The 22384-nt window shown below is 42.5% G+C and carries 25 protein-coding genes, 1 pseudogene and 1 other annotated feature; of the genes and pseudogenes, 23 read left to right on the top strand and 3 right to left on the bottom strand.

Annotation, left to right across the window (positions count from 1 at the left end):
* The first annotated feature begins 39 nt into the window (after positions 1-39).
* The 8 genes from K8L98_RS18480 to pheA all read left to right on the top strand — a co-directional run bounded on the left by K8L98_RS18480 (position 40) and on the right by pheA (position 6147).
* A complete protein-coding gene (locus tag K8L98_RS18480; RefSeq protein ID WP_223436971.1) occupies positions 40-1473 on the top strand; it encodes an Rne/Rng family ribonuclease in 1434 nt (477 codons plus the stop codon).
* A 52-nt stretch (positions 1474-1525) separates the two neighbouring features.
* Positions 1526-1610, top strand: a sequence feature (ribosomal protein L21 leader region).
* A 15-nt stretch (positions 1611-1625) separates the two neighbouring features.
* Positions 1626-1934: a 50S ribosomal protein L21 gene (gene rplU / locus K8L98_RS18475; protein WP_070879462.1), complete on the top strand. Its 309-nt coding sequence runs from the start codon at positions 1626-1628 to the stop codon at positions 1932-1934.
* A gap of 11 nt (positions 1935-1945) precedes the next feature.
* Positions 1946-2299, top strand: a complete 354-nt coding sequence (locus K8L98_RS18470; RefSeq protein ID WP_223436969.1) for a ribosomal-processing cysteine protease Prp — start codon at positions 1946-1948, stop codon at positions 2297-2299.
* Position 2300: 1 nt separating this feature from the next.
* The gene (gene rpmA, locus K8L98_RS18465; protein WP_223436968.1) at positions 2301-2594 is read left to right on the top strand and encodes a 50S ribosomal protein L27; all 294 of its coding nucleotides are present in this window, start codon (positions 2301-2303) and stop codon (positions 2592-2594) included.
* A 311-nt stretch (positions 2595-2905) separates the two neighbouring features.
* The gene (locus K8L98_RS18460) at positions 2906-3454 is read left to right on the top strand and encodes a sporulation initiation phosphotransferase B (protein ID WP_223436966.1); all 549 of its coding nucleotides are present in this window, start codon (positions 2906-2908) and stop codon (positions 3452-3454) included.
* Between the two features lie 23 nt (positions 3455-3477).
* On the top strand, positions 3478-4764 hold the full coding sequence (obgE, locus tag K8L98_RS18455; protein WP_223436964.1) for a GTPase ObgE: 1287 nt from the start codon (positions 3478-3480) through the stop codon (positions 4762-4764).
* Positions 4765-4830: 66 nt separating this feature from the next.
* Complete coding sequence (locus K8L98_RS18450; RefSeq protein WP_223436963.1) at positions 4831-5274, top strand: ACT domain-containing protein; 444 nt, start codon at positions 4831-4833, stop codon at positions 5272-5274.
* A gap of 15 nt (positions 5275-5289) precedes the next feature.
* On the top strand, positions 5290-6147 hold the full coding sequence (gene pheA, locus K8L98_RS18445; RefSeq protein ID WP_223436961.1) for a prephenate dehydratase: 858 nt from the start codon (positions 5290-5292) through the stop codon (positions 6145-6147).
* Positions 6148-6187: 40 nt separating this feature from the next.
* On the opposite strand, the gene K8L98_RS18440 is transcribed toward pheA, so the two are convergent.
* Entirely contained in the window at positions 6188-6733 is a 546-nt protein-coding gene (locus tag K8L98_RS18440; RefSeq protein ID WP_223436960.1) for a transcription repressor NadR, read from the bottom strand.
* Entirely contained in the window at positions 6720-7886 is a 1167-nt protein-coding gene (locus K8L98_RS18435) for an IscS subfamily cysteine desulfurase (protein ID WP_223436958.1), read from the bottom strand. The genes K8L98_RS18440 and K8L98_RS18435 overlap by 14 nt, the downstream gene beginning before the upstream one ends.
* A gap of 100 nt (positions 7887-7986) precedes the next feature.
* Here K8L98_RS18435 and nadB point away from each other — a divergent pair, with 100 nt between their 5' ends.
* From nadB to yajC, 14 genes and pseudogenes are all read left to right on the top strand, one after another.
* Positions 7987-9570 carry an L-aspartate oxidase gene (gene nadB, locus K8L98_RS18430; protein ID WP_223436956.1) on the top strand — a complete coding sequence of 528 codons (1584 nt, stop codon included), beginning with the start codon at positions 7987-7989 and terminating at the stop codon, positions 9568-9570.
* Positions 9557-10387, top strand: coding sequence for a carboxylating nicotinate-nucleotide diphosphorylase (nadC, locus tag K8L98_RS18425; protein ID WP_223436954.1), 831 nt, complete (start codon positions 9557-9559; stop codon positions 10385-10387). Before nadB ends, nadC begins: the two co-directional genes overlap by 14 nt.
* Before the next feature lie 13 nt (positions 10388-10400).
* Positions 10401-11510: a quinolinate synthase NadA gene (gene nadA, locus K8L98_RS18420; RefSeq protein ID WP_223436953.1), complete on the top strand. Its 1110-nt coding sequence runs from the start codon at positions 10401-10403 to the stop codon at positions 11508-11510.
* 186 nt (positions 11511-11696) lie between these two features.
* Positions 11697-13460, top strand: coding sequence for a SafA/ExsA family spore coat assembly protein (gene safA / locus K8L98_RS26715; protein ID WP_338036987.1), 1764 nt, complete (start codon positions 11697-11699; stop codon positions 13458-13460).
* 156 nt (positions 13461-13616) lie between these two features.
* Positions 13617-14570: pseudogene (locus K8L98_RS18410) on the top strand (IS1595 family transposase).
* Between the two features lie 65 nt (positions 14571-14635).
* Entirely contained in the window at positions 14636-14800 is a 165-nt protein-coding gene (locus K8L98_RS18405) for a hypothetical protein (protein ID WP_223436951.1), read from the top strand.
* A gap of 392 nt (positions 14801-15192) precedes the next feature.
* Complete coding sequence (locus K8L98_RS18400) at positions 15193-15921, top strand: YhcN/YlaJ family sporulation lipoprotein (RefSeq protein WP_223436950.1); 729 nt, start codon at positions 15193-15195, stop codon at positions 15919-15921.
* A gap of 167 nt (positions 15922-16088) precedes the next feature.
* On the top strand, positions 16089-16652 hold the full coding sequence (locus K8L98_RS18395; RefSeq protein ID WP_223436948.1) for an intercompartmental signaling factor BofC: 564 nt from the start codon (positions 16089-16091) through the stop codon (positions 16650-16652).
* Between the two features lie 112 nt (positions 16653-16764).
* Positions 16765-17373: a Holliday junction branch migration protein RuvA gene (ruvA, locus tag K8L98_RS18390; protein ID WP_223436946.1), complete on the top strand. Its 609-nt coding sequence runs from the start codon at positions 16765-16767 to the stop codon at positions 17371-17373.
* Positions 17374-17384: 11 nt separating this feature from the next.
* The gene (gene ruvB, locus K8L98_RS18385) at positions 17385-18386 is read left to right on the top strand and encodes a Holliday junction branch migration DNA helicase RuvB (RefSeq protein ID WP_223436944.1); all 1002 of its coding nucleotides are present in this window, start codon (positions 17385-17387) and stop codon (positions 18384-18386) included.
* On the top strand, positions 18383-18583 hold the full coding sequence (locus K8L98_RS18380; RefSeq protein ID WP_223436943.1) for a DUF2905 domain-containing protein: 201 nt from the start codon (positions 18383-18385) through the stop codon (positions 18581-18583). The genes ruvB and K8L98_RS18380 overlap by 4 nt, the downstream gene beginning before the upstream one ends.
* A gap of 18 nt (positions 18584-18601) precedes the next feature.
* Complete coding sequence (queA, locus tag K8L98_RS18375; protein WP_223436941.1) at positions 18602-19630, top strand: tRNA preQ1(34) S-adenosylmethionine ribosyltransferase-isomerase QueA; 1029 nt, start codon at positions 18602-18604, stop codon at positions 19628-19630.
* A gap of 30 nt (positions 19631-19660) precedes the next feature.
* Complete coding sequence (gene tgt, locus K8L98_RS18370) at positions 19661-20806, top strand: tRNA guanosine(34) transglycosylase Tgt (protein ID WP_223436939.1); 1146 nt, start codon at positions 19661-19663, stop codon at positions 20804-20806.
* 21 nt (positions 20807-20827) lie between these two features.
* Positions 20828-21112, top strand: a complete 285-nt coding sequence (yajC, locus tag K8L98_RS18365; RefSeq protein WP_223436937.1) for a preprotein translocase subunit YajC — start codon at positions 20828-20830, stop codon at positions 21110-21112.
* An 83-nt stretch (positions 21113-21195) separates the two neighbouring features.
* On the opposite strand, the gene K8L98_RS18360 is transcribed toward yajC, so the two are convergent.
* Positions 21196-21576 carry a TIGR04086 family membrane protein gene (locus K8L98_RS18360; RefSeq protein WP_223443580.1) on the bottom strand — a complete coding sequence of 127 codons (381 nt, stop codon included), beginning with the start codon at positions 21574-21576 and terminating at the stop codon, positions 21196-21198.
* A 151-nt stretch (positions 21577-21727) separates the two neighbouring features.
* Here K8L98_RS18360 and K8L98_RS18355 point away from each other — a divergent pair, with 151 nt between their 5' ends.
* Positions 21728-22384 carry a DUF421 domain-containing protein gene (locus K8L98_RS18355; RefSeq protein ID WP_223436935.1) on the top strand — a complete coding sequence of 219 codons (657 nt, stop codon included), beginning with the start codon at positions 21728-21730 and terminating at the stop codon, positions 22382-22384.

Genomic DNA, 22384 nt, shown 5'->3' with positions numbered 1-22384 from the left:
AAATATGAGAAAGCACATCTATAGAAAAGAGGATGATCATTGCGTACGTTAGTTTTAAATGCAAAAGGCAGTCAAAATCGCTGCGTGCTGCTTGAAGGAAATCTTGTTCAAGAAATTCACATCCACCATATAAATGAAACGGCCGGCAGCATTTATGCGGGCCGTGTTTTGAATGTTCTTCAGGGAATGCAGGCTGCATTCATCGATATCGGGGAGGAAAAGAACGGATATCTTTCAGTAAATGATCTCCCTCCTGAATTAAAGTCAGCCAAGCTTAGAGAAGGACAGCAGATTTTGGTTCAGGTTGCAAAAGAAGCAACTGAACATAAGGGGCCAAAACTGACAGCAAACCTTGAATTTGGCGGACAATATCTCGTATATATGCCGACTTCCGGCTATACCGCTGTTTCAAAAAAAATAGAGGATCCATCTGAAAGGGAGCGGCTCCAATTCATTGGATCTCATTTTTGCGAAGAAAATGAAGGACTTGTTTTCAGGACTGCTGCAAGCGGACAGACAGAAGAAACCCTGCATAAAGAATTTTGTTATTTGAAGAAAAAATATGCGGCTTTGCTTCATGCAAATACGAAGGCTCCTGCTCTTTTAACAGAAGGCACGCCTTTCTTTGACCGGATAATACGGGAAATCAATCCTGATACGCTTCATCAGATCGTTTGTGATGACAGCGATCTTGCGCGGGATTTGAAAAGCAGGTATGAGACCCTGGAAGTGCTTTTTCATCAATCAAAACAGCCTGTTTTTGATGCGTACAAAATTGAACAGGAAATAGAAAAAGCGCTGAAACGGATTGTCTGGCTGAAAAATGGCGCCTACTTGGTTATTGATCAGACAGAAGCATTAACAGCTATTGATGTGAATACAGGAAAATTTTCTGGGAAGTCCTCCCTGCAGGATACGGTGATAAAGACGAATTTAGAAGCGGCTAGAGAAGCAGCAAGACAGATCAGACTGCGCAATTTGAGCGGAATGATTATCATTGATTTCATTGATATGCCCCGGCAGGAGGACAGGCAGGCCATCTTGCATGAAATGCTCAGGGAATCAAAGAGTGACAGAGTTCAAACTAGAATGCTCGGTTTTTCCCAAATGAACATTTTTCAAATGACCCGAAAACGCGTGCGTCCCGATTTGGCATCGCTTATCACGTGTCATTGTCCGTTCTGCAGCGGGACAGGACACGTGCTGTCGCCTGAAACAATCGCTTTTAAAATTGAACGGGAGTTATGGGAACTGCAGTACATGGAGCAAGAGGCTGCTTTAATAGAACTTCCTTCTGATGCTGCAGTAGCATTCAGAGGCAAAAATGATGAGCATCTTAAACGGTTAGAAAAGGCCCTGCACTTTGAGATCTTTTTGACAGAGAAGACAGAATGGAGCGATCAATATCAAATTGTGCAGCTTGGAGACCGCGAAATGATTCAACGCCTAATAAAAAATAAAGATAAAATATAATTGACATTCATAACCCTATTTTGATAGTATTGTTATGTTATTGATTGTAGCACCCGTGCTACAACCGCACAGATGCAGGTATAAAGTTTTTCGGATTGCTCCGGATCACCTGTTTGCTGGCGAGTCTGAGTCTAATTAGGAGGTGCATAGGAATGTACGCAATTATTGAAACTGGTGGAAAACAAATCAAAGTAGAAGCTGGTCAAGCGATCTACGTTGAAAAGCTTGCTGGTGAACAAGGCGACACTGTTACTTTTGACAGAGTTTTATTCATTGGCGGAGATGACGTGAAAGTTGGTAGCCCGATCGTTGATGGTGCGACTGTTACAGCGAAAGTTGAAAAACAAGGCCGCGCTAAAAAGATCACTGTATTCAAATACAAAGCTAAGAAAAACTACCGCAAAAAACAAGGTCATCGTCAACCATACACGAAACTTGTTATTGACGCAATCAACGCTTAAGGCCTTTTAAGATGATAAAAGCAGTCATTAACCGCAACAGCAGCGGTTTAATTGAATCCTTTACATTATCTGGACATGCCGATTTCGATGTACATGGAAAGGATATTGTCTGTGCCGGAGCATCTGCTGTCACATTTGGCGCTGTTAATGCGATACATAAGTTAACAGGAATAACGCCGATTATCGAGCAGGGAGGAGACGGAGGATTTCTTTCGTTTCAGCTGCCTCATGAACCCGGGCATAAAGCGGGCGAACAGGCTCAGCTGCTGCTTGAAGGCATGCTCGTATCGCTGCAGTCAATTGAATTGAACTATGGACATTTCATAAAAATAACGATAAATAACAATCAGCAGGAGGTGGACTAGAATGTTTTTAAATTTAGATCTTCAGTTCTTCGCTTCTAAAAAAGGAGTAGGTTCTACCAAGAACGGTCGTGATTCAATCTCAAAGCGCCTTGGTGCTAAAAGTGCGGATGGCGAATTCGTAAGCGGTGGTTCTATCCTTTTCCGTCAACGCGGAACGAAAATTTACCCAGGTGAAAACGTTGGCCGCGGCGGTGACGACACTCTTTTCGCGAAAGTGGACGGAGTTGTACGTTTCGAGCGTTTCGGACGTGACCGTAAAAAAGTTAGCGTATATCCTGTAGCACAAGAAGCATAATTTCTTTTAGGAAAACTCTAGCCTCTGGTTAGAGTTTTTCTTTATTTTAGAACGCTGTTTTTAGCCCCCTTTTTTTAAGCGGGGATGATAACGAAATAATGCGGACTGATTCACATACGCAAAGCGGCAACCCTAGTGAAAACAGTCATTATTATCAGGAAAACCTCCCCATATCATTGATTTCCTCTTGCTTTTTTCAAATTGCACTTATTTTCCCCCGGATAGTTTGTTATAATTTAGTACGACATTCAGTTTCCAAGTCTTGAAGCTCCTAGAGAAAAGAATAGAGAAAAGGGAGTAGGAGTGCCGACATGAAAAAAACAAATGAAGAGTGGAATATTGTCGATGTGTTAAGTCATTCACGTCACGATTGGATGAATAAACTGCAATTAATCAAAGGAAACTTATCATTAAATAGACACGATCGCGTACAGCAGATTATTGAAGAAATCGTCATCGAAACACAAAGCGAATCGAAGCTTTGCAATTTAAAAATGCTGTCATTTGCAAGCCTCTTAATGACGTTCAACTGGAAAAGGCATCACTATTCTCTGGAGTATGAAGTCCTTGGGGCCATTAGTGACTTGTCGGAATACGATCTGAAGGTTACCGAGTGGTGTAAGCAGTTCTTTCAGATTCTTGATGATTCCGTTGACAGGTGTACAGAGAATCATTTGAGCATCACAATAGAAACAGAAGCCAATCAGGGACAAGTTCGATTCTTTTTTGATTTTAATGGCATAATAACAGAGAAAGCTTTGTTATTAAATTGGTTAAAATCAAATGAAAAAAATCAAGTGTCAGTAATGCATTATGAACTTTCCCCGGATGAACTGACCGTTGCGGTCGGTGTCGCATAATTGGCTTGGAGCGGAGGATTACCATGTTTATAGATCAGGTGAAAATATATGTAAAAGGCGGCGACGGAGGAAACGGGCTTGTTGCGTTCCGCCGCGAGAAATATGTACCAAAGGGCGGTCCTGCAGGAGGCGATGGCGGTAAAGGCGCTGACGTTATTTTTGAAGTTGAAGAAGGCCTGCGCACATTAATGGATTTCCGCTATCAGCGTCATTTCAAAGCAGACCGCGGACAGCACGGCATGTCGAAAAATCAGCATGGCAGAAATGCAACGCCGATGGTTGTTAAAGTTCCGCCGGGCACAGTGGTTATGGAAGAAGAAACAAGAACGGTTATTGCTGACCTGACTGAGCATGGACAGCAGGCTGTTATTGCAAAAGGCGGACGCGGAGGACGCGGAAACAGCCGTTTTGCAACACCTTCAAACCCTGCTCCTGAGCTTTCTGAGAATGGAGAACCGGGACAGGAACGAAACATTATCATGGAGCTTAAGCTTCTTGCAGATGTTGGCTTAGTCGGATTCCCCAGTGTTGGAAAATCAACGCTGCTGTCTGTAGTAAGCTCGGCAAAACCGAAAATTGCCGAATACCATTTTACAACGCTTGTACCGAACCTTGGTGTTGTTGAAACCGGAGATGGCCGCAGCTTCGTTATGGCGGATCTGCCTGGATTAATTGAAGGTGCACATGAAGGAGTGGGTCTTGGTCATCAATTCCTGCGCCATATTGAAAGAACACGCGTCATCGTTCATGTGATTGATATGTCAAGCGGCGAGGGCCGTGATCCTTATGAAGATTATCTGACTATCAATGCTGAGCTTAAAGAATACAATCTCCGTCTCACAGAAAGACCGCAAATCATTGTTGCAAATAAAATGGACATGCCGGAATCAGAAGAAAACCTTGCAGCTTTTAAAGAAAAGCTTGAAGATGATCTTCCAATTTTCCCTGTCTCTGCTATTACCCGTGAGGGCGTTCGCGAACTTTTATTTGAAATCATGAACACAATTGAAAAGACACCTGAATTCCCGCTTTATGAGGAAGAGGATCTTTCCGATCACCGTGTTCTTTATAAATTCGATAAAGAAGCAGCAGAATTTGAAATTACCCGTGACAGTGACGGAACATTTGTCGTATCAGGAGAGAAAGTGGAGTATCTCTTTAAGATGACAAACTTCCTGCGCGAAGAGTCAATCAGACGCTTCTCAAGACAGCTGCGCGGAATGGGTGTCGACGAAGCGCTTCGTCAAAGAGGAGCAAAAGACGGCGATATTGTACGATTGCTTGAATTCGAATTTGAATTTGTTGAGTAGCCAAAAGAAGAAGAGCCTTAATCCGCTCTTCTTTTTTCACAGGCAGATGGAGAAAAGGAGAAGGTCATGAAGGAAGAAACCTTTTTTTTAGTGCGGGAAGACGTTCTGCCTGAGGCAATGAGAAAAACGCTTGAGGTTAAAAAACTGATTGAACGGAAAAAAGCAGATTCTGTTGCTGATGCTGTTCAGCGGGTAGATATGAGCAGAAGCGCTTATTATAAATACCGTGATGCCGTTTTTCCATTTCACACAATGGTAAACGAACGCATTATCACGCTCTTTTTTCACCTTGAAGACAGATCAGGCACATTATCACAGCTGCTTGCTGTTGTTGCAACAGCTGGCTGCAATGTACTGACCATTCATCAGACGATTCCGCTGCAGGGTCGGGCAAATGTAACGCTTTCATTAAATACTAATGGAATGAAAGAAGATATTAACAGCGTCATGGCCAAGCTGAAACGACTTGAATTTGTAGAGAAAGTAGAGATATTAGGATCTGGAGCTTAGGGGAGAGGATTTCTTATGACATATAAAATTGGTTATTTAGGTCCAGCAGCAACATTTACACATCTTGCTGTTACAAAGTTTTTCGAAGATCATGCTGAGCATGTTCCATTTCTGAACATCCCGCAGTGCATGGATGCAGTAGCTGAGGGAAAAATTGACGTAGCTGTTGTCCCGCTCGAAAATGCGTTAGAGGGATCTGTTAACTTAACCATTGATTACCTCGTTCATGAACAGCCGCTTTCCATCATTGGGGAAATTGTGGCGCCTATTCAGCAGCACTTGATGGTTCATCCATCCAGGGAAGACTCGTGGGGAGATGCAGAGAGGGTCTACTCTCATTCCCATGCGATTGCACAATGTCATAAATTTCTTCATCATCATCTGCCTAAAGCAAAGTACGAGTACGCGACATCTACAGGTGCAGCTGCAAAATACATCCAGGAGCATCCAGAGGAAAATATGGCGGCTGTTGCAAATGAATTAGCAGCACAAGAATATAATCTCAAAATTGTCCGCAAAAATATTCATGATTATACCCATAATCATACACGGTTTGCGGTGCTGCATCCGAACCAGCATACATATATCAAGACCAAAACAAATAAGATAACTGACAGGACAACTCTGATGATTACACTGCCTTCAGATCGGTCTGGGGCTCTTCACCAGGTTCTATCTGCTTTTTCGTGGAGAAAACTGAATTTATCAAAAATTGAATCAAGACCAATGAAAACGGGTCTTGGAAACTACTTTTTCATCATTGACATTGATATGAAAATGGATGATGTCCTTATTCCCGGGGCAATGGCAGAGCTTGAAGCTTTGGGCTGCGGTGTTCGGACTCTCGGAACGTACAGCGCATATTTGATCTGAAAAATAACCGGCTCGCAAATGCGAGCCGGTTTTAATCTTTTTAATCTTCTTCACTAACAAGATATCCTGCTGCTTTTAAAGCAGTACACACTTCTGCTAATTTTTCCTCACGGTCCGCTACTAATGTATGCAAGTGCAAACCTTCTGTAAGCTGTGATAAATAGGCTGCCTTTGTTTCCTCAATTTTTTCGATAAAATCCCGCACTTCCTTGCGATTGCTCACCATGATGGATGCTGTCAATTCCCCGTAGACAGGATGTTCAATAATGACATCTTTGACGGTTACCCCGTAATCGACAATGATATTCAGTTCTTCAGCCGTTGCTTCCGGGTTATGGCTGCTGGCGATGATGCGCTTAAATGCAGGCATTTCATCATTTTCCTGTTTCATATACACATAGCCCTGGCTTGTTGCAAGAATCGGTTCGTTTTGTGCTTTTAACAAAGAAATATCCTGAACAATCACTTGCCTGCTGACATTTGTTTTTTTTGCCATTTCGCTCCCTTTCATAGGCGCGTTCGTTTCTTTCAGCCAATTCAGGATTAATTCTCTTCTTTTCGTTCCAGGAATTTTACCTTCGTTCATAATGACCCTCCGTCATGTCCCTATATTTCTCGCTGATTGCTTTTCCAATGATGCCAGCCATTTTATCAAGATCTTCTGCTTTTGTATGTTTTCCGGTTGAAATGCGGATGTACTGCAGGGCTTCATCATTAGTCAGCCCAACAGCAGTCAGTGCCTTTGAGGGAATCTGCATGCCAATTTGACAGGCTGTACCTGTGGAAATGGCTACACCTCTGCGATTACTCTCCAGCAGCATATATTGCCCCTCAATTCCCCTAATAATAAGGCCGATAATGGTCGGAAGCTGATCATCTAAATCTTTATTAATAATGTGAACATGATCACTGTAGTGGGTGAGCATTGCAAAAAAACTTTTTTTCAATGATTCAAGTCTATTGAATTCAGTGTTCATGACAGAACATGCTGCTGCGGCGGCAGATGTAAATGCGGCAATTCCCGGCACATTCACCGTTCCTGCTCTATAGCCGTTTTCATGTGTGCCTCCGGGTATAACAGGATTAAAATGTTCGCGCGGATTCAAATAGAGACAGCCGACACCTTTTGGTCCATACACCTTATGGCTGGAAAGTGAAATGGCATCCGCTTTCCATTCATCCGCTTTGATGGGGATCTTTCCAAACGACTGAACACAGTCGCTGTGAAAATAAACCAGCTTATCATGTAAAAAATGACCGATTTTCTCTAAATTTTGAATGCAGCCTATTTCAGAATTTGCGTGTTGAATGGAAACAAGCGCGGTTTTATCTCTGACGGCATCTCTTATTTCTTCTACATGTAGTTTACCATGTTTGTCCGGCAATAAAAATGTTACCTCAAATCCTGTTTGCTCAAGGGTTTTTAAATAATTATAGATAGAAGAATGCTCTAGTGCAGAGGCAATAATATGATTTTTATGTTTTCCTGCATTTTTAAGGAGTGTTTCAATGGCAAGCACATTGGATTCACTGCCTCCACTTGTAAAGCAAATCCCTGAAGCAGTACCGCCAATCAGCAATGCAATCTTCCTGCGGCAAGCTTCTAAGATCGTTCTGGCGGCATCCCCTTCATCATGCAGGCTATTGCTGTTTGCGAACGCTTTTCTTGAAGCCTCGGCGAATACAAGAAGTGCTTCATCGCTTATAGGTGCTGTAGCTGCATAATCTAAATAGATCAAAATTCAGGTCTCCTCTCTGGGTAAAAAAATCTCTTGTCATTATTTTAGTTTTGTGTAAATATAAGTGTCAAGACACTTGTAAAGAATAGGGGGTTATTTTGTGCCTCAAACGGATGTATTAATTATTGGAAGCGGAATTGCAGCGCTGTCTGCAGCCTTTCAGCTTCAATCTTCTAAAAAAGTAACCATTCTGACAAAATCAACTAAATACGAGAGCAATTCTATGCTGGCCCAAGGAGGAATCGCAGCAGCTGTGGATAAATATGACAGCTGGCAGGGTCATTTCGAAGATACAATGACGGCGGGATCCCATCATAATGATCCTCTTGCTGCTGAACTGCTTGTTAGACAAGGGACGAAGGAAGTCCTCACCCTTATAAATGATGGATTTCAATTTGACAAGGATTCAAACGGGAAATTATTGCTTGGCCAGGAGGGTGCACACAGATTCAGCAGAATCCTCCATGCAGGCGGAGATGCCACAGGAAAAGCAGTTGTACATTTTTTATTATCACAGCTTGGTAAAAACATAGAAATTATAGAAGATGAAATGGCGCTTGATCTTATCATCAGCAGGGGAGTTTGCAGGGGGGTATTTACTCGGAATGCAAAAGGCGACATTCAGCAGCATTTTGCCGGACATACCATTCTCGCTACCGGCGGCTGCGGCAGCCTCTACAAACATACTTCCAATTCAAGCGTTATAACAGGTGACGGACTTGCAATGGCATTTCGGGCAGGTGCTGTCCTCACCGATATGGAATTTACTCAATTTCATCCGACGATGCTACTGATTAATGGTCAATGTGTAGGGCTTATATCTGAAGCAGTAAGAGGAGAGGGAGCCTTTCTTCAAAATGAGAATGGAATCCGGTTCATGGAAGGTGTTCATGCATTTGGAGATCTTGCTCCAAGAGATATCGTGGCAAGAACTATTTTTTCACAGATAAAAAAAGGACATCGCATTTTCCTTAACATCTCGTCCATTACAGCCTTTGAAAGCCGCTTTCCAACGATTTCAGCTATGTGCAAAAAATATGGTGTCAGTATAGATGAAGGCTTAATCCCTGTAGCCCCGGGAATGCATTTTCTAATGGGCGGCATAAAAACTGATGTAGATGGAAAAACCTCGGTCAGCCAGTTATATGCTGTAGGAGAGGCTGCTTGTACAGGAGTTCACGGTGCAAACAGGCTGGCGAGCAATTCGCTTCTTGAAGGCCTTGTGTTTGGCAGCCGTTTAGGTGTGCATATCTTGAATTTTTCTCAAAATGCAATTGAAAAAACTGAAAAAGTGAAAATCAGGACCAGCAGGAAAAGGGATGTTATGTTACCTTCCAAAGAGGAAATAAAATGGATGATGACAAACCATGCTGCCATTGAGCGTTCTGAAGAAGGACTTTTAATTGCGAAATGCTGGTTTGAAAAATTCTTATGGCCAATCTCTTTTTGGGATATCAATGTGAATAACTTCACAAATAATGAATATGAAAAAATGAATATGCTGACAGCCGGCTGGCTTATAGTGACTTCCGCCCTGCAGAGAACAGAAAGCAGGGGAGGTCACTTTAGAACAGATCATCCCTATAAAGATGACCGATTATGGCTAAAAAAACAAATTCTACTTTCTAAATATGATACAGAATTAAAGAATGATTCAGAGGTGATGGAAATTGAATTTACTTAAACTGAAAAAACAATTAGATGCTTTCTTTATTGAAGATATTGGTGATCATGACGCTACGAGCTCGTATATTTTTACAAAAGCTCAGCGGGGAAAAGCCACTATTACAGCTAAGGAAAATGGAATTTTTGCGGGTGCCGATGTAATCAAAACCGGATATGAAATTTTGGATCAAAGCGTAGCAGTTAAATTGCTGAAACGTGATGGCGAACAGATAAATAAAGGCGAACATGCAGCTGTTATTGAAGGTCCAATCGCTTCCCTGCTTACTGGAGAAAGAGTCATTTTAAACTTGCTTCAGAGAATGAGCGGAATAGCTACATTGACAAATCAGGCAGTAAAAGGCCTGAATTCTGCTCATACAAAGATTTGTGATACAAGGAAAACGACACCTGGTTTGAGAATGATCGAAAAATATGCCGTCCGGTGCGGCGGCGGATATAATCACAGATTTGGCTTGTATGATGGAATCATGCTTAAAGATAACCATATTGCAAGCACCGGTTCTATTTTTGAAGCTGTAAAAAAGGTCAGGGCTCATGCAGGGCACATGATTAAAGTTGAAGTTGAAATTGAATCTGAAGAGCAGCTGCTGGAGGCAATAGAAGCAAAGGCGGACATCATCATGTTTGATAACAGGACCCCTGAAGAAGTTAAAGCTTTTGCAAGTCTTACACCGCCGTCAATTATTACAGAAGCTTCGGGAGGAATTACCCTTCAAAATCTGGCTGAATACGGTGACACCGGAGTGGACTTTATTTCACTTGGAATGCTTACTCATTCCGCCAAATCTCTTGATCTCAGCATGAATGCAGAATAAGGAGGAAATTACAATGAACGTATTGGATATGCTTCAATTTGAAACAAATGAAAAAATGCCGCCTCATTATAAAGAACTTTCAGAAGAGGAAATGATTGAAAGGGTAATACGGATTAAAGAAAAGCTCGGCCGCCGTTTGCTGATACCAGGCCATCATTATCAAAAAGATGAGGTTATTCAGTTTGCTGATATAACTGGGGATTCCCTGCAGCTTGCACAGGCAGCTGCTGAAAATAACGAGGCAGAATACATTGTTTTTTGCGGAGTGCATTTTATGGCCGAAACTGCAGACATGCTCACGAGTGAAGGTCAAAATGTGCTGCTGCCGGATATGAGAGCAGGGTGCTCAATGGCTGATATGGCGGATATCGAGCAGACTGAACGGGCTTGGACAAAGCTTCAGGCAATGTATGGAGATACAATTCTGCCTTTGACTTATGTAAATTCTACAGCGGCCATTAAAGCATTTGTCGGGAAAAATGGGGGTGCAACCGTCACTTCCTCAAATGCAGAGAAAATGCTGCGCTGGTCCTTTGAACAGAAACAGCGAATCTTATTTTTGCCTGATCAGCATTTAGGCAGAAATACGGCTTTTAACTTAGGTGTTCCGCTTGATAAAATGGCGATTTGGAATCCAATGACAAACGAGATTGAATATGATGGAAATCCAGAGGATGTAATTGTGATCTTATGGAAAGGCCATTGTTCTGTTCATGAAAAATTCACAGTGAAAAATATAGATGATTTACGCGATGCCAAGCCTGATATGAAAATCATCGTCCATCCGGAATGCAGCAGAGAAGTTGTAGCTGCAAGTGATCTGGCAGGATCTACGAAATATATTATCGATACGATTGAATCCGCTCCTGCAGGAAGCAAATGGGCCATCGGAACAGAAATGAACCTTGTAAAACGGATCATTGACCAGCATCCGGACAAAGAAATTGTATCGCTAAATCCATTTATGTGTCCATGTTTAACGATGAACAGAATTGATCTCCCGCATTTATTATGGTCACTCGAAGGACTTGAAGAAGGAAAGATTATCAATCAAATAAAAGTTGACCCAAAAACAACAGAGCATGCTGTCCTCGCTTTAGAGCGCATGCTTGCACACGTATAAATTTGAACTGACAAAATAAGATGTAATAAGTGCAGTCTCAAGCTGCCTTCATCTTAAGTTTGTCAGTTTTTTTATTGTGCGTGAAACATATATTTGTCTTCTAAAGCATAAGTTGTGATGAAGAAGAATGGCATAATTGCCTGCTGATCATATGCGATAAAGTTTCAAGCATAGGAGGGGGAAAGGTTGAAAATCCACATTGTTCAAAAAGGCGATACGCTTTGGAAAATTGCCAAAAAATATGGGGTAGATTTTGAAGAATTGAAAAAAATGAACTCTCAGCTAAGCAACCCTGACTTAATCATGCCTGGTATGAAAATAAAAGTTCCAAGCAGCGGAGTTCCTGTTAAAAATGAAACAAAGGTTAGCTTTTCAGGGAAAAAGGAAATGCCGAAATCTGAGCATCCTTTTGCAAAAGAAAAACCTAAACAAGTGATGGATGTAACAGATACCAAACCGAAGGAAGTGCCGAAAGAAAAGCCATCGGTGCCATATGTTCCGCCTGTGCCTGACATTAAACAGCCAGCATATCCAGAACTTGATATTAATAACTACTATATGCTGAATATGGCGATGATGCCTCAGGCTCCACAGCCGCAGCTTCCGCCAAAGCCATCTAATGTTCTGCCGGAGATGATGAAGCCGGCTGAAAAGCCAGCTCAAAAACCGGCTGAAAAGCCAAAATCAGTTTCACCTGCTAAGAAAGAGGAGGCTACAAAGGATATGGAAAACAAGCCGAGCATGCCGCAGCAAGGGGTGATGGGGGCTTATGAAGGCGGTCCCGGACCACAAGGTTTTCCAGGTGGCCAGGGCGGGGCTCCTTATCAGAACCAGGGTGCTGTAGCCGGAGCGCAGGATCAGGCACCTGAAGGTTTCGGTCTCGGTCCTGTCGGAGATGATTGTTACCCTGTTTCACCAGTCATGCCAGGTGCTGGATTCGGACCAGGGTTCGGAGGCCCGGGATTTGGGGGTCCAGGATTCGGAGGCCCGCAAATGCAGCCATATGGCATGCCGTATCAGCAGGCTCCATTTGGAGGAATGCCGCAGCAGCCTAATCAGCAAATGCCTTTTGATTATGACGATGACGACGACGACGACGACGTAATGGGAGCATATATGCCTCAACAGCAAATGCATATGCCATATGGGCAGCAAGGATATGGCGGTCCAGGATATGGCGGTCCAGGATTTGGCAGCCCAGGATTTTGGGGTCCAGGGTTTGGAGGCCCAGGAGGATATCCGCCGGGCTGTTACCCAGTGTCTCCGCCGATGCCGGGTTACGGCTTTCCTCCGATGCCGGGTTATGGCTTTCCGCCGCAAGTGCAGGGAGCATTTAGCGGAGGCCCAAACATGCCGCATGGTGTAGCTGGTGCATGGGATCAGGGAATGAATAATCAGCCGCCGGCAATCAGCCCGGCTATGGATAAAGAAGATTGCGGATGCGGAGGTCCAGCCAAAGGACTCGGCGGACACCAAGGCTATGGAGGAATGCCTGGTCAGTTTGGTCAGGGAGGCCAATTTGGAGGAATGCCTGGTCAGTTTGGTCAGGGAGGCCAATTTGGAGGAATGCCTGGTCAGTTTGGTCAGGGAGGCCAATTTGGAGGAATGCCTGGTCAGTTTGGTCAGGGAGGCCAATTTGGAGGAATGCCTGGTCAGTTTGATCAGGGAGGCCAATTTGGAGGAATGCCTGGTCAGTTTGGTCAGGGAGGCCAATTTGGAGGAATGCCTGGTCAGTTTGATCAGGGAGGCCAATTTGGAGGAATGCCTGGTCAGTTTGATCAGGGAGGCCAATTTGGAGGAATGCCTGGACAGTCTGGTCAGGGAGGCCAGTTTGGGGGAATGCCTGAACAGTCTGGCCAGGGCGGCCAGTTCGGAGGAATGCCTGGTCAATATGGTCAGGACAGCCAATTTGGGATGCCGAGATTTGATGATGAAGACGACGACGATTAATATAGATGTAAGAGACGAGACATATAGTTCGTCTCTTTTTTTAGTTTAGGCTATGTTATTTCCTGATATTGATAATTGAATATTCTGAACAATTAAGTGCGCAATAGAAGATATAATGATGTGATTCGGAGATGATTTAACGTCTAGTTAAAGGAAATAAAGAAGCTCGCTGACGCATTAGATGAAGGTGGTAAACAGGAACTTGTATATTTCTTACAGTCTCGAATGAAACCCCTGTCGGCTCCTATTCGTGCAATTGATGAAATCCAAGAACAAAAGCATATAGGTGGTCTTGTCTTGTCCACTTCCGAAAGTCATTCTGTTGTACGATTTGGAAAATACGTTATTAAGACGCGTGCTGGAGAGGTGAAACGGCAGCGTTACCGCTGTAAATTCTGCCGTCAAACTTTTAACGACCTCACAAACACGCCGCTTCAGCGCACCAGAAGACCTCATCTTTGGGTTCGATTCATCGAATGCATGATTGAAGGTTTTTCGCTGAGAAAATGTGCCGAGAAATTGGGTGAAGAAGTGACATATGTAACCTTGTTTTACTGGCGGCATAAAATTCTTTCCGCTCTGAAGCAAATCCCAACCGAAGCGTTCCAAGGCATCGTCGAAATGGACGAGACCTATTTCTTGTACTCTGAGAAAGGCAAAAGAAACATTTCTGAACGCAAATCCCGTAAACGCGGCGGCAAAGCTAAATTTCGTGGTATCAGCAACGACCAAATATGCGTATTAGTTGCTCGACCGTCAGAAAATGACTTTCTCTGGCGTTCTTGGTCGTGGGCGTATTCGGACAACGAAATTGGGTGAAGCGATTGGCGGTCAGTTATCCGATTCAAACGTGCTTTGTACCGTTTCATGGCAGGCATTCAGTTCCTATGTCAATTCAAAAGGTTTAGACCATAGCCGACTCAAACGCTGGATTGACCGCTTCAACGGTGTAGCAACCAAGTATCTTCAAAATTACTTGGCTTGGTTTCGCTGCTTAGACAGCAAGGAATATGAGAACACAACGTCGAATAAGAAAAATATGATGGTCGCCTCTTGTCTGTTTACATAAATGAAACAAACAGTAAACTTCAACGAACGGCTTCTTATTGATGGACTAATCGGTAAAATTATGAAATTTTATATATGATGTAATGAGTTCTGGAGGGAGGTGTATCATGCAAAAGGCAATCGTAGTTTATTATCTAACCGATAAGAAGAATAACTTAAGTGATTTAAATCAACTTTTGCAAGAGGGATGGAAGGTTGTCTCTCAGAGTGCTATGTCAGGTGCAGGTGGTGGTGGAGCAGTTTATTCACTTGTTACATTAGAGAAAAATTAGGAAACAATGCTTCGGGATTCATTGCCGCTAACGGGAAACGATAGTTTAATTAACCGCCTTTTCAAAGGGCGGTTTTCTTTTGGGGTAAAACAACATTAAGATTTAACATAGCCTTAGTTTAAAAAAGGAATAATAATTTACCCATTGATGTAAGGGATGCGCCAAAATCCTCTTTGGCCAGCTGTTAAAAAGTGGACTTTAAAATCCCTGATTTATTTTGCCCCGATATAGAAGGAATTAAATGAACGATTAAAACGAGTCAGCTCAAATACAAAACCTCCTCCATTATTTTAAGAACTTACCGTTAACTAACAGATTAATGCTTCTTTGAACGAGCAACCTATACAAGAGCGGGATTTGCTCGCGATAGAAAAATCAGGGGGGTTTTAATATTGAGGCATAAAGTTACTGCAATTGCTGCAATTGCTATAGCTGCAACTGGACTTGCAGGGTGCAACAATAATGAAGGCGCACTTGACACAAGATATGATGATTCCACAAGACCGATCGGTTATTATTCAGATGAGCACCGAAACGATAATAATGATGTGGATAACGTGGATAACGATGGACCATTGACAGAAATGATGGAAGGCGACATGAATGATAATTACTTCACAAAAGTAAATAATCGCGATGATGCTTTTCATAATGGAAGAATGGATAATCCAACAGCCCCGCTATCTAATGAAGACGGCACGCTTGAAAAAGATAACCGTTTCAGCAGAACAGATGAGAACTACCATGGCCAAGTGAAGCAAGTAAATTATTACAGCGATAAAGAAGAAGCCATTGCTAAAAATGTTTCTGAAAAAGCTTCAGATGTCAAAGAAGTGGATGATGTCCGCACTGTTGTAAATGGAGATCAGGTGCTTGTGGCGATTGACACAGATGATAAAAACGACAAAAATGTTAAAGATGCTGTTTTAAATGCTGTGCGTCCAGCTGCAAAGGGTAAAGAAGTTCAGGTTGTCACAGATGAAGGAACCTTTTCTCGCGTGAGAACAATTAATGACAATATTGAGAACGGACAGCCGAAAAAAACAATTGATACCGATATCAGAGACCTTTTCGATGATATGGGCAATGTGATGAGAGAACCATTTCAACAGGCCAGATAAATAATGAAGGGGGTTATCTGTAAAGATGCCCCTTTTTATGTTTTTCCCAATTACTGCATAATCAAAAGAAAAAAATCATCAAAGGTTAAAATTTCTATTTTTGGTCAAACTAGAAATGACGAATAATTACCTATATGGTAAATAGCTCATGATATGGGGTGTATGTGATGATGTCGTCTCATCGTTTACTGATTGGTGCCTTTGCCTGCGTCATAGTCACATTGTTTTTCATCATTCCTTCTTTCCATAAGGATGAATCCAGTGCATCGGAGAATGCGGCGGAAAAGAAAAATGAAGTCTATGAGGTAAGCGGTCCGCTGACCGTTACAGTGGTGCTCGAACGAATCTATTTGGATGGGGAAATCAGTGAAGAAGTGAAAACAGAAACCATCTTGGCAATGGAAGATTTCTGGGCAAAATATGAAGGTTGGCAATTAATTGATCAGGACGATAATCAGATTATTTTTCAAAAAGAAATGGATGATATCTCCCCTTTACTAAAAGCAAACGGGTATTTCGGCATATCATCGGAAGGTGTCTTTTCTATTTTTAATGGAAGGCCGGACGATGCTTCGGAAATTATTCAGTCATTCTTTCAGATTGATGTCAGAAAACTTGAAACACGAAAGCATGATGAATTAAGGCAAGGAATCCGCATACAATCAAAAGATCAATACTTAGAGGTCATTCAGTCATATAAAGCATATTCTTCACCCGCAGATGTGAAATAAAGAAAGCTAGTGCAAAAGCGCTGGCTTTTTCTGTTTTTTAATGATTATTACTACAGGCAAAAGAAAAAATTATGATACAATGAGATACAGTTATAAAGAGGTGAATATCGTTTTGATTGAATTTATTAAAGGCTATATTGATTTTGTTACCCCAGAATATATTGTCATTGACCATGGTGGAATCGGTTATCAGGTGCACACTCCAAATCCATTCAGCTATCAGCGCAATCGCTCTTCAGAAGTGACGATTTTTACATATCAGCATGTCAGAGAAGATATCCTCGCCTTATATGGTTTTCATACAAGAGAAGAAAAAGCTTTATTTATGAAGCTCCTGAACGTTACAGGAATCGGGCCAAAAGGAGCTCTCGCCATACTTGCTTCAGGAAACCCTTCGCAAGTAGTCGGTGCGATTGAAAATGAGGACGAGAAGTTCCTTATTAAGTTTCCCGGTGTAGGAAAGAAGACTGCCAGACAGATAATTCTTGATTTAAAAGGGAAACTTGCCGATGTAGCAGGGGAGCTTGCTCCGGACTTGTTTACCCATGAAGAGCACGAACAAAAAGAAACAGCCTCAAAAGCGCTGAACGAAGCGCTTGAAGCTCTGAAGGTGCTCGGCTATGCTGAACGAGAAATAAATAAGGTCGTTCCATCCCTGATGGAAGAAGATTTATCGACAGATCAGTATGTGAAAAAAGCTTTGCAAAAGCTATTAAAGTAAGGTGAAAAGACATGGATGAACGTCTTGTATCAAGTGAAGCGGACTTAGATGAAGGTGCAATCGAGCTAAGCTTAAGACCTCAGACTTTATCTCAATATATCGGCCAGGATAAAGTAAAAGAAAACCTGAAAGTCTTTATTGAAGCGGCAAAACTTAGAAGCGAAACACTGGATCACGTCCTTTTATATGGTCCTCCGGGCCTTGGGAAAACAACGCTTGCAACAATTATTGCAAATGAAATGGGCGTAAATATCCGCACAACATCTGGACCAGCTATTGAAAGGCCGGGTGACCTCGCTGCGATTTTAACAGCGCTTGAGCCTGGTGATGTGTTATTTATTGATGAGATACATCGTCTTCAGCGCTCTATTGAAGAAGTGCTGTATCCTGCAATGGAAGATTTTTGTCTTGATATTGTGATTGGAAAGGGTCCATCGGCCCGGTCTGTCCGTCTGGATTTGCCCCCGTTTACACTTATTGGAGCCACAACTCGTGTCGGCTTGCTCACGGCTCCGCTGAGAGATCGGTTTGGAGTTCTCAGCAGACTTGAATATTATAATGAACAGCAGCTGTCTCTTATTGTTGAACGGACCGGAGATATTTTAGGAATTGGCATGGAAAAAGAAGCTTCGCTCGAGCTTGCAAGAAGATCGAGGGGGACTCCGCGAATTGCCAACAGATTACTAAGACGGGTGAGGGACTTTGCCCAGGTGCTTGGAGAGTCAACTGTATCGGGAAAGCTTGCTAAGGATGCACTGGAAAAACTTCAGGTCGACAGACTGGGCCTCGATCATATTGATCATAAGTTTTTAATGGGAATAATTGAGAAATATAAGGGCGGACCAGTTGGAATTGATACGATTTCAGCTACAATTGGAGAAGAATCCCATACAATTGAAGACGTATATGAACCATATCTTTTACAAATCGGTTTTATACAACGCACTCCAAGGGGTAGAATGGTAACGGAAGCAGTTTACCATCACTTTCAAATGGAGGCCCCTGAAAAATGACCCAATTTCCTAAAATCCTGATGATGATAGGTGCCGTTCTTTTTTTCGCAGGATTATTTATGCAGCTCATTGGAAGGCTGCCTGGAGATTTTGTATTCAAAAAAGGAAATACGACTTTTTATTTTCCGATTGTTACATCAATTGTGATCAGTATCTTACTGACAATCTTGTTTAATGTTTTCGGACGGTTCAAATAATAGAAAAGGTGAAAAACAATGAAAGTAGATTTATTTGATTTTAACTTGCCTGAGGAACTAATTGCACAAGTGCCGCTTATTGAACGCGATGCTTCTAAACTCATGGTCCTTGATAAAGAAACAGGTTCGATTCACCATGAACAATTCAGAACAATCATTGATTATTTCCATAAGGGAGACTGTCTTGTTCTTAATAATACCCGCGTGCTGCCTGCCCGTTTAATTGGGGAGAAAAAAGATACGGGGGCAAAAATTGAACTGCTTTTGCTGAAGCAAGAGCAAGGAGATGTCTGGGAAGTTCTGGCGAAGCCGGCAAAACGTGTGAAAATTGGCACGGAACTAGTATTTGGAGACGGCGTTCTGCATGCAGTATGCACTGGCGAGTCTGAACACGGCGGGAGATTGCTTGAGTTCAAATATGATGGGATTTTTTATGAGGCTTTAGATGCTTTGGGTAAAATGCCGCTGCCTCCGTATATCAAAGAACAGCTGGATGACCAGGAGCGGTACCAGACAGTTTTCTCAAGAGAGAGAGGATCAGCTGCAGCCCCAACGGCAGGACTTCATTTTACGGAGCAGATCTTAGATCAATTGAAAGATAAAGGGGTTCATATTGCGTTTATCACTCTTCACGTTGGTTTGGGAACATTCCGGCCTGTAAACGCTGAAGTAGTAGAAGAACATGAAATGCATGCTGAATTTTATCAAATGAGTGCAGGAACAGCTCAGCTGCTCAATCAAGTGCGCTCTGAAGGCGGACGGATTATCTCGGTTGGGACAACTTCAACACGCACTCTTGAGACAATAGCTTCGAAAAATGAAGGAAAATTCATTGAAGACAGCGGATGGACAAATATTTTTATCTATCCCGGCTATGAATTCCGTGCTATTGACGGTATGGTTACAAACTTCCACTTGCCAAAATCATCTTTGATTATGCTTGTAAGTGCGTTAGCAACAAGAGAGCATGTAATGAATGCCTATGAAACGGCAGTCAAGGAAAAATACCGATTTTTCAGCTTTGGCGATGCCATGCTTATCATCTAAAGAAAAAACAGCCTTGAAGGAGGAAAAAAGGTGTCATCATCACCAATACGTTATGAATTGATTAAAACTTGTAAACAAACCGGTGCAAGACTCGGCATTGTTCATACCCCTCACGGGTCGTTTGAAACGCCAGTATTTATGCCGGTTGGAACACTTGCTACTGTAAAGACAATGTCGCCGGAAGAGCTAGTGCAGATGGGTGCTGGAATCATCTTGAGCAATACGTATCATTTATGGCTGCGCCCTGGCCATGAAATTGTAAAGGAAGCTGGCGGTCTTCATAAATTTATGAACTGGGACCGTGCCATTTTAACGGATTCCGGCGGCTTCCAGGTCTTCAGTTTAAGTGAATTCCGGAAAATAGAAGAAGAAGGCGTTCATTTCAGAAATCATCTGAACGGCGACAAACTGTTTCTTTCGCCGGAAAAGGCGATGCAAATTCAAAATGCGCTCGGTTCTGATATTATGATGGCATTTGATGAATGCCCTCCGTTCCCGGCTGAATATGACTACATGAAAAAATCTGTAGAGCGGACAAGCAGATGGGCAGAGCGCTGCTTGAATGCGCATGAGCGTCCGCACGATCAGGGATTATTCGGGATTGTACAGGGCGGAGAATATGAGGAATTAAGAAAGCAAAGTGCAAGAGATTTAGTTTCACTCGATTTCCCGGGCTATGCTGTCGGGGGCCTTTCCGTTGGAGAACCAAAAGACATAATGAACCGTGTGCTTGAATCGACAACGCCTTTGCTTCCGGCCGATAAACCCCGGTACCTGATGGGTGTTGGCTCTCCTGATTCATTGATTGACGGGGCGGTTAGAGGAATTGATATGTTTGACTGCGTCCTCCCAACGAGAATTGCGAGAAATGGCACATTAATGACAAGCAGCGGCCGTTTAGTAGTGAAAAATGCTAAATATGCCCGTGACTTCGGTCCGATTGATGAAAATTGCGACTGCTACACTTGCCGCAATTACAGCCGCGCTTATATCCGTCATTTAATGAAGTGTGACGAGACATTCGGCATTCGATTAACTTCTTACCATAACCTTCATTTTCTGTTAAAATTAATGGAGCAAGTAAGACAGGCAATCCGTGAAGACCGATTAGGCGATTTCAGAGATGAATTCTTTGAACAATATGGTTTTAACAAGCCGAATGCTAAAAACTTTTAAGATTTGAAAGGGGTGAAAAAAATGGAATTATTGACTACGGTTGGACCGTTAATCTTAATGTTTGCGATCTTTTACTTTTTATTGATCCGTCCTCAGCAGAAACAGCAGAAGAAAGTGCGTGAAATGCAGGAGAGTCTGTCAAAAGGCGACAAAGTCGTAACGATTGGCGGTATGCATGGCATCGTTGATTCAATCGATGAAGAAAAAGTAATCATCAAAGCTGGTGATGGCTCGCGCCTGACATTTGACCGCCGCGCTGTTCGCGACGTTGTTGAGCAAAAAGGCATCACAATGGAAAAGGCCTAAATACATAGGGCATAACCAAAAAGAAGCGCTATTTAATGCGCTTCTTTTTAGTTTCCATTTATAGAACGAACGCATCAAGATGTCTATTTAGACGAGCCGGACAAGTTTACTCCCATTACCCCGCCCAGCATAGCAATCGCAAGGAAGCCCCCATGATACATGGTCTGCTCCATTGTAAATGTTTTCCCGTAGCCTAAAAATTGAAATAAAAAAATAATTAATGTATAGAGGATTGCGGTTGTGCCTCCGATCAGCCATCCGCGCTCTTTTCCTTTTCCTCCGGCAATAAATCCGCCAATGAAAACGGCTAAAAATGAGAGTCCCAGTATAAACCATTTAATAGAATCTTCCGTCAAAGCCGTAAATTTAAGCAGCAATGAAAAAAGTAAGCTTGTTGCAAGTGCTGCCATTAAAATACTGGATAATCCGTAAAGAATGGCTTTACTCCATCTTCGCGTTTCGATTGCAATCTCCCCCTTAGTCCAGTCAGCTTGTTTTTGCTCGTCTTATTACCATCCTATTCACATCAAATGAAAATAGAATCAATTTGCTTTACATGAAAATGATTTATCCGCTCAAAATAAACGTAACTGTGTAAGCAAAGGGGGCAATTTGGTGGAAGAGGCTATAATCATAATGGCACGGACGATTTTTTTATATGTAATGATCGTTATTATCTTCAGACTGATGGGAAAACGGGAAATTGGCGAATTAAGCATTCTGGATCTTGTTGTCTTTTTAATGATCGCAGAAATGGGAGTTATGGCCATCGAAAATACGGAGGATCCATTGATACATACCGTCATTCCCATGTTTCTGCTGCTTGGCATCCAGATTGGCCTTGCCTATCTGTCGCTAAAAAATCAGAAAGTAAGAAAACTGCTGGACGGAAAGCCGACAATCATCATAGATAGAGGCAAAATCAATGAACATGCCATGAAAACGCAGCGCTATAATTTTGATGATCTCCTCATCCAGCTCAGGGAGAAGGAGATTAACGATATCAGCGAAGTGGATTTTGCCATCCTTGAACCATCAGGAAAGCTATCTGTTATAAAAAAAGAACATGAACATGAACATGAACATCAGGAACTGCAGCTGCCATTGATTATTGACGGATTGATTCAAGAAGAAAATTTATTCAGGATCGGCAAGACTAACTTGTGGCTAAGGCAGCAGCTTAGAGATCTTGGCTACATCGATTTAAAGAATATTTCCTTGTGTACACATAATAAGGGGGCTTTTTTTATCGACCTGACAGATGAAAAATAA

Origin of the sequence: Metabacillus dongyingensis (assembly GCF_019933155.2) — a bacterium.
Classification (GTDB): Bacteria; Bacillota; Bacilli; order Bacillales; family Bacillaceae; genus Bacillus_P; species Bacillus_P dongyingensis.
The sequence above is the reverse complement of the archived record's forward strand: the minus strand, read 5'-3'. Positions and strand labels throughout refer to the sequence as shown.

Coding starts and splice junctions, on each gene's coding strand:
- rplU (WP_070879462.1), top strand. CDS start 1,626: ATGTACGCAATTATTGAAACTGGTGGAAAACAAATCAAAGTAGAAGCT.
- K8L98_RS18470 (WP_223436969.1), top strand. CDS start 1,946: ATGATAAAAGCAGTCATTAACCGCAACAGCAGCGGTTTAATTGAATCC.
- rpmA (WP_223436968.1), top strand. CDS start 2,301: ATGTTTTTAAATTTAGATCTTCAGTTCTTCGCTTCTAAAAAAGGAGTA.
- K8L98_RS18460 (WP_223436966.1), top strand. CDS start 2,906: ATGAAAAAAACAAATGAAGAGTGGAATATTGTCGATGTGTTAAGTCAT.
- obgE (WP_223436964.1), top strand. CDS start 3,478: ATGTTTATAGATCAGGTGAAAATATATGTAAAAGGCGGCGACGGAGGA.
- K8L98_RS18450 (WP_223436963.1), top strand. CDS start 4,831: ATGAAGGAAGAAACCTTTTTTTTAGTGCGGGAAGACGTTCTGCCTGAG.
- pheA (WP_223436961.1), top strand. CDS start 5,290: ATGACATATAAAATTGGTTATTTAGGTCCAGCAGCAACATTTACACAT.
- K8L98_RS18440 (WP_223436960.1), bottom strand. CDS start 6,733: ATGAACGAAGGTAAAATTCCTGGAACGAAAAGAAGAGAATTAATCCTG.
- nadA (WP_223436953.1), top strand. CDS start 10,401: ATGAACGTATTGGATATGCTTCAATTTGAAACAAATGAAAAAATGCCG.
- K8L98_RS18405 (WP_223436951.1), top strand. CDS start 14,636: ATGCAAAAGGCAATCGTAGTTTATTATCTAACCGATAAGAAGAATAAC.
- K8L98_RS18395 (WP_223436948.1), top strand. CDS start 16,089: ATGATGTCGTCTCATCGTTTACTGATTGGTGCCTTTGCCTGCGTCATA.
- ruvB (WP_223436944.1), top strand. CDS start 17,385: ATGGATGAACGTCTTGTATCAAGTGAAGCGGACTTAGATGAAGGTGCA.
- K8L98_RS18380 (WP_223436943.1), top strand. CDS start 18,383: ATGACCCAATTTCCTAAAATCCTGATGATGATAGGTGCCGTTCTTTTT.
- queA (WP_223436941.1), top strand. CDS start 18,602: ATGAAAGTAGATTTATTTGATTTTAACTTGCCTGAGGAACTAATTGCA.
- yajC (WP_223436937.1), top strand. CDS start 20,828: ATGGAATTATTGACTACGGTTGGACCGTTAATCTTAATGTTTGCGATC.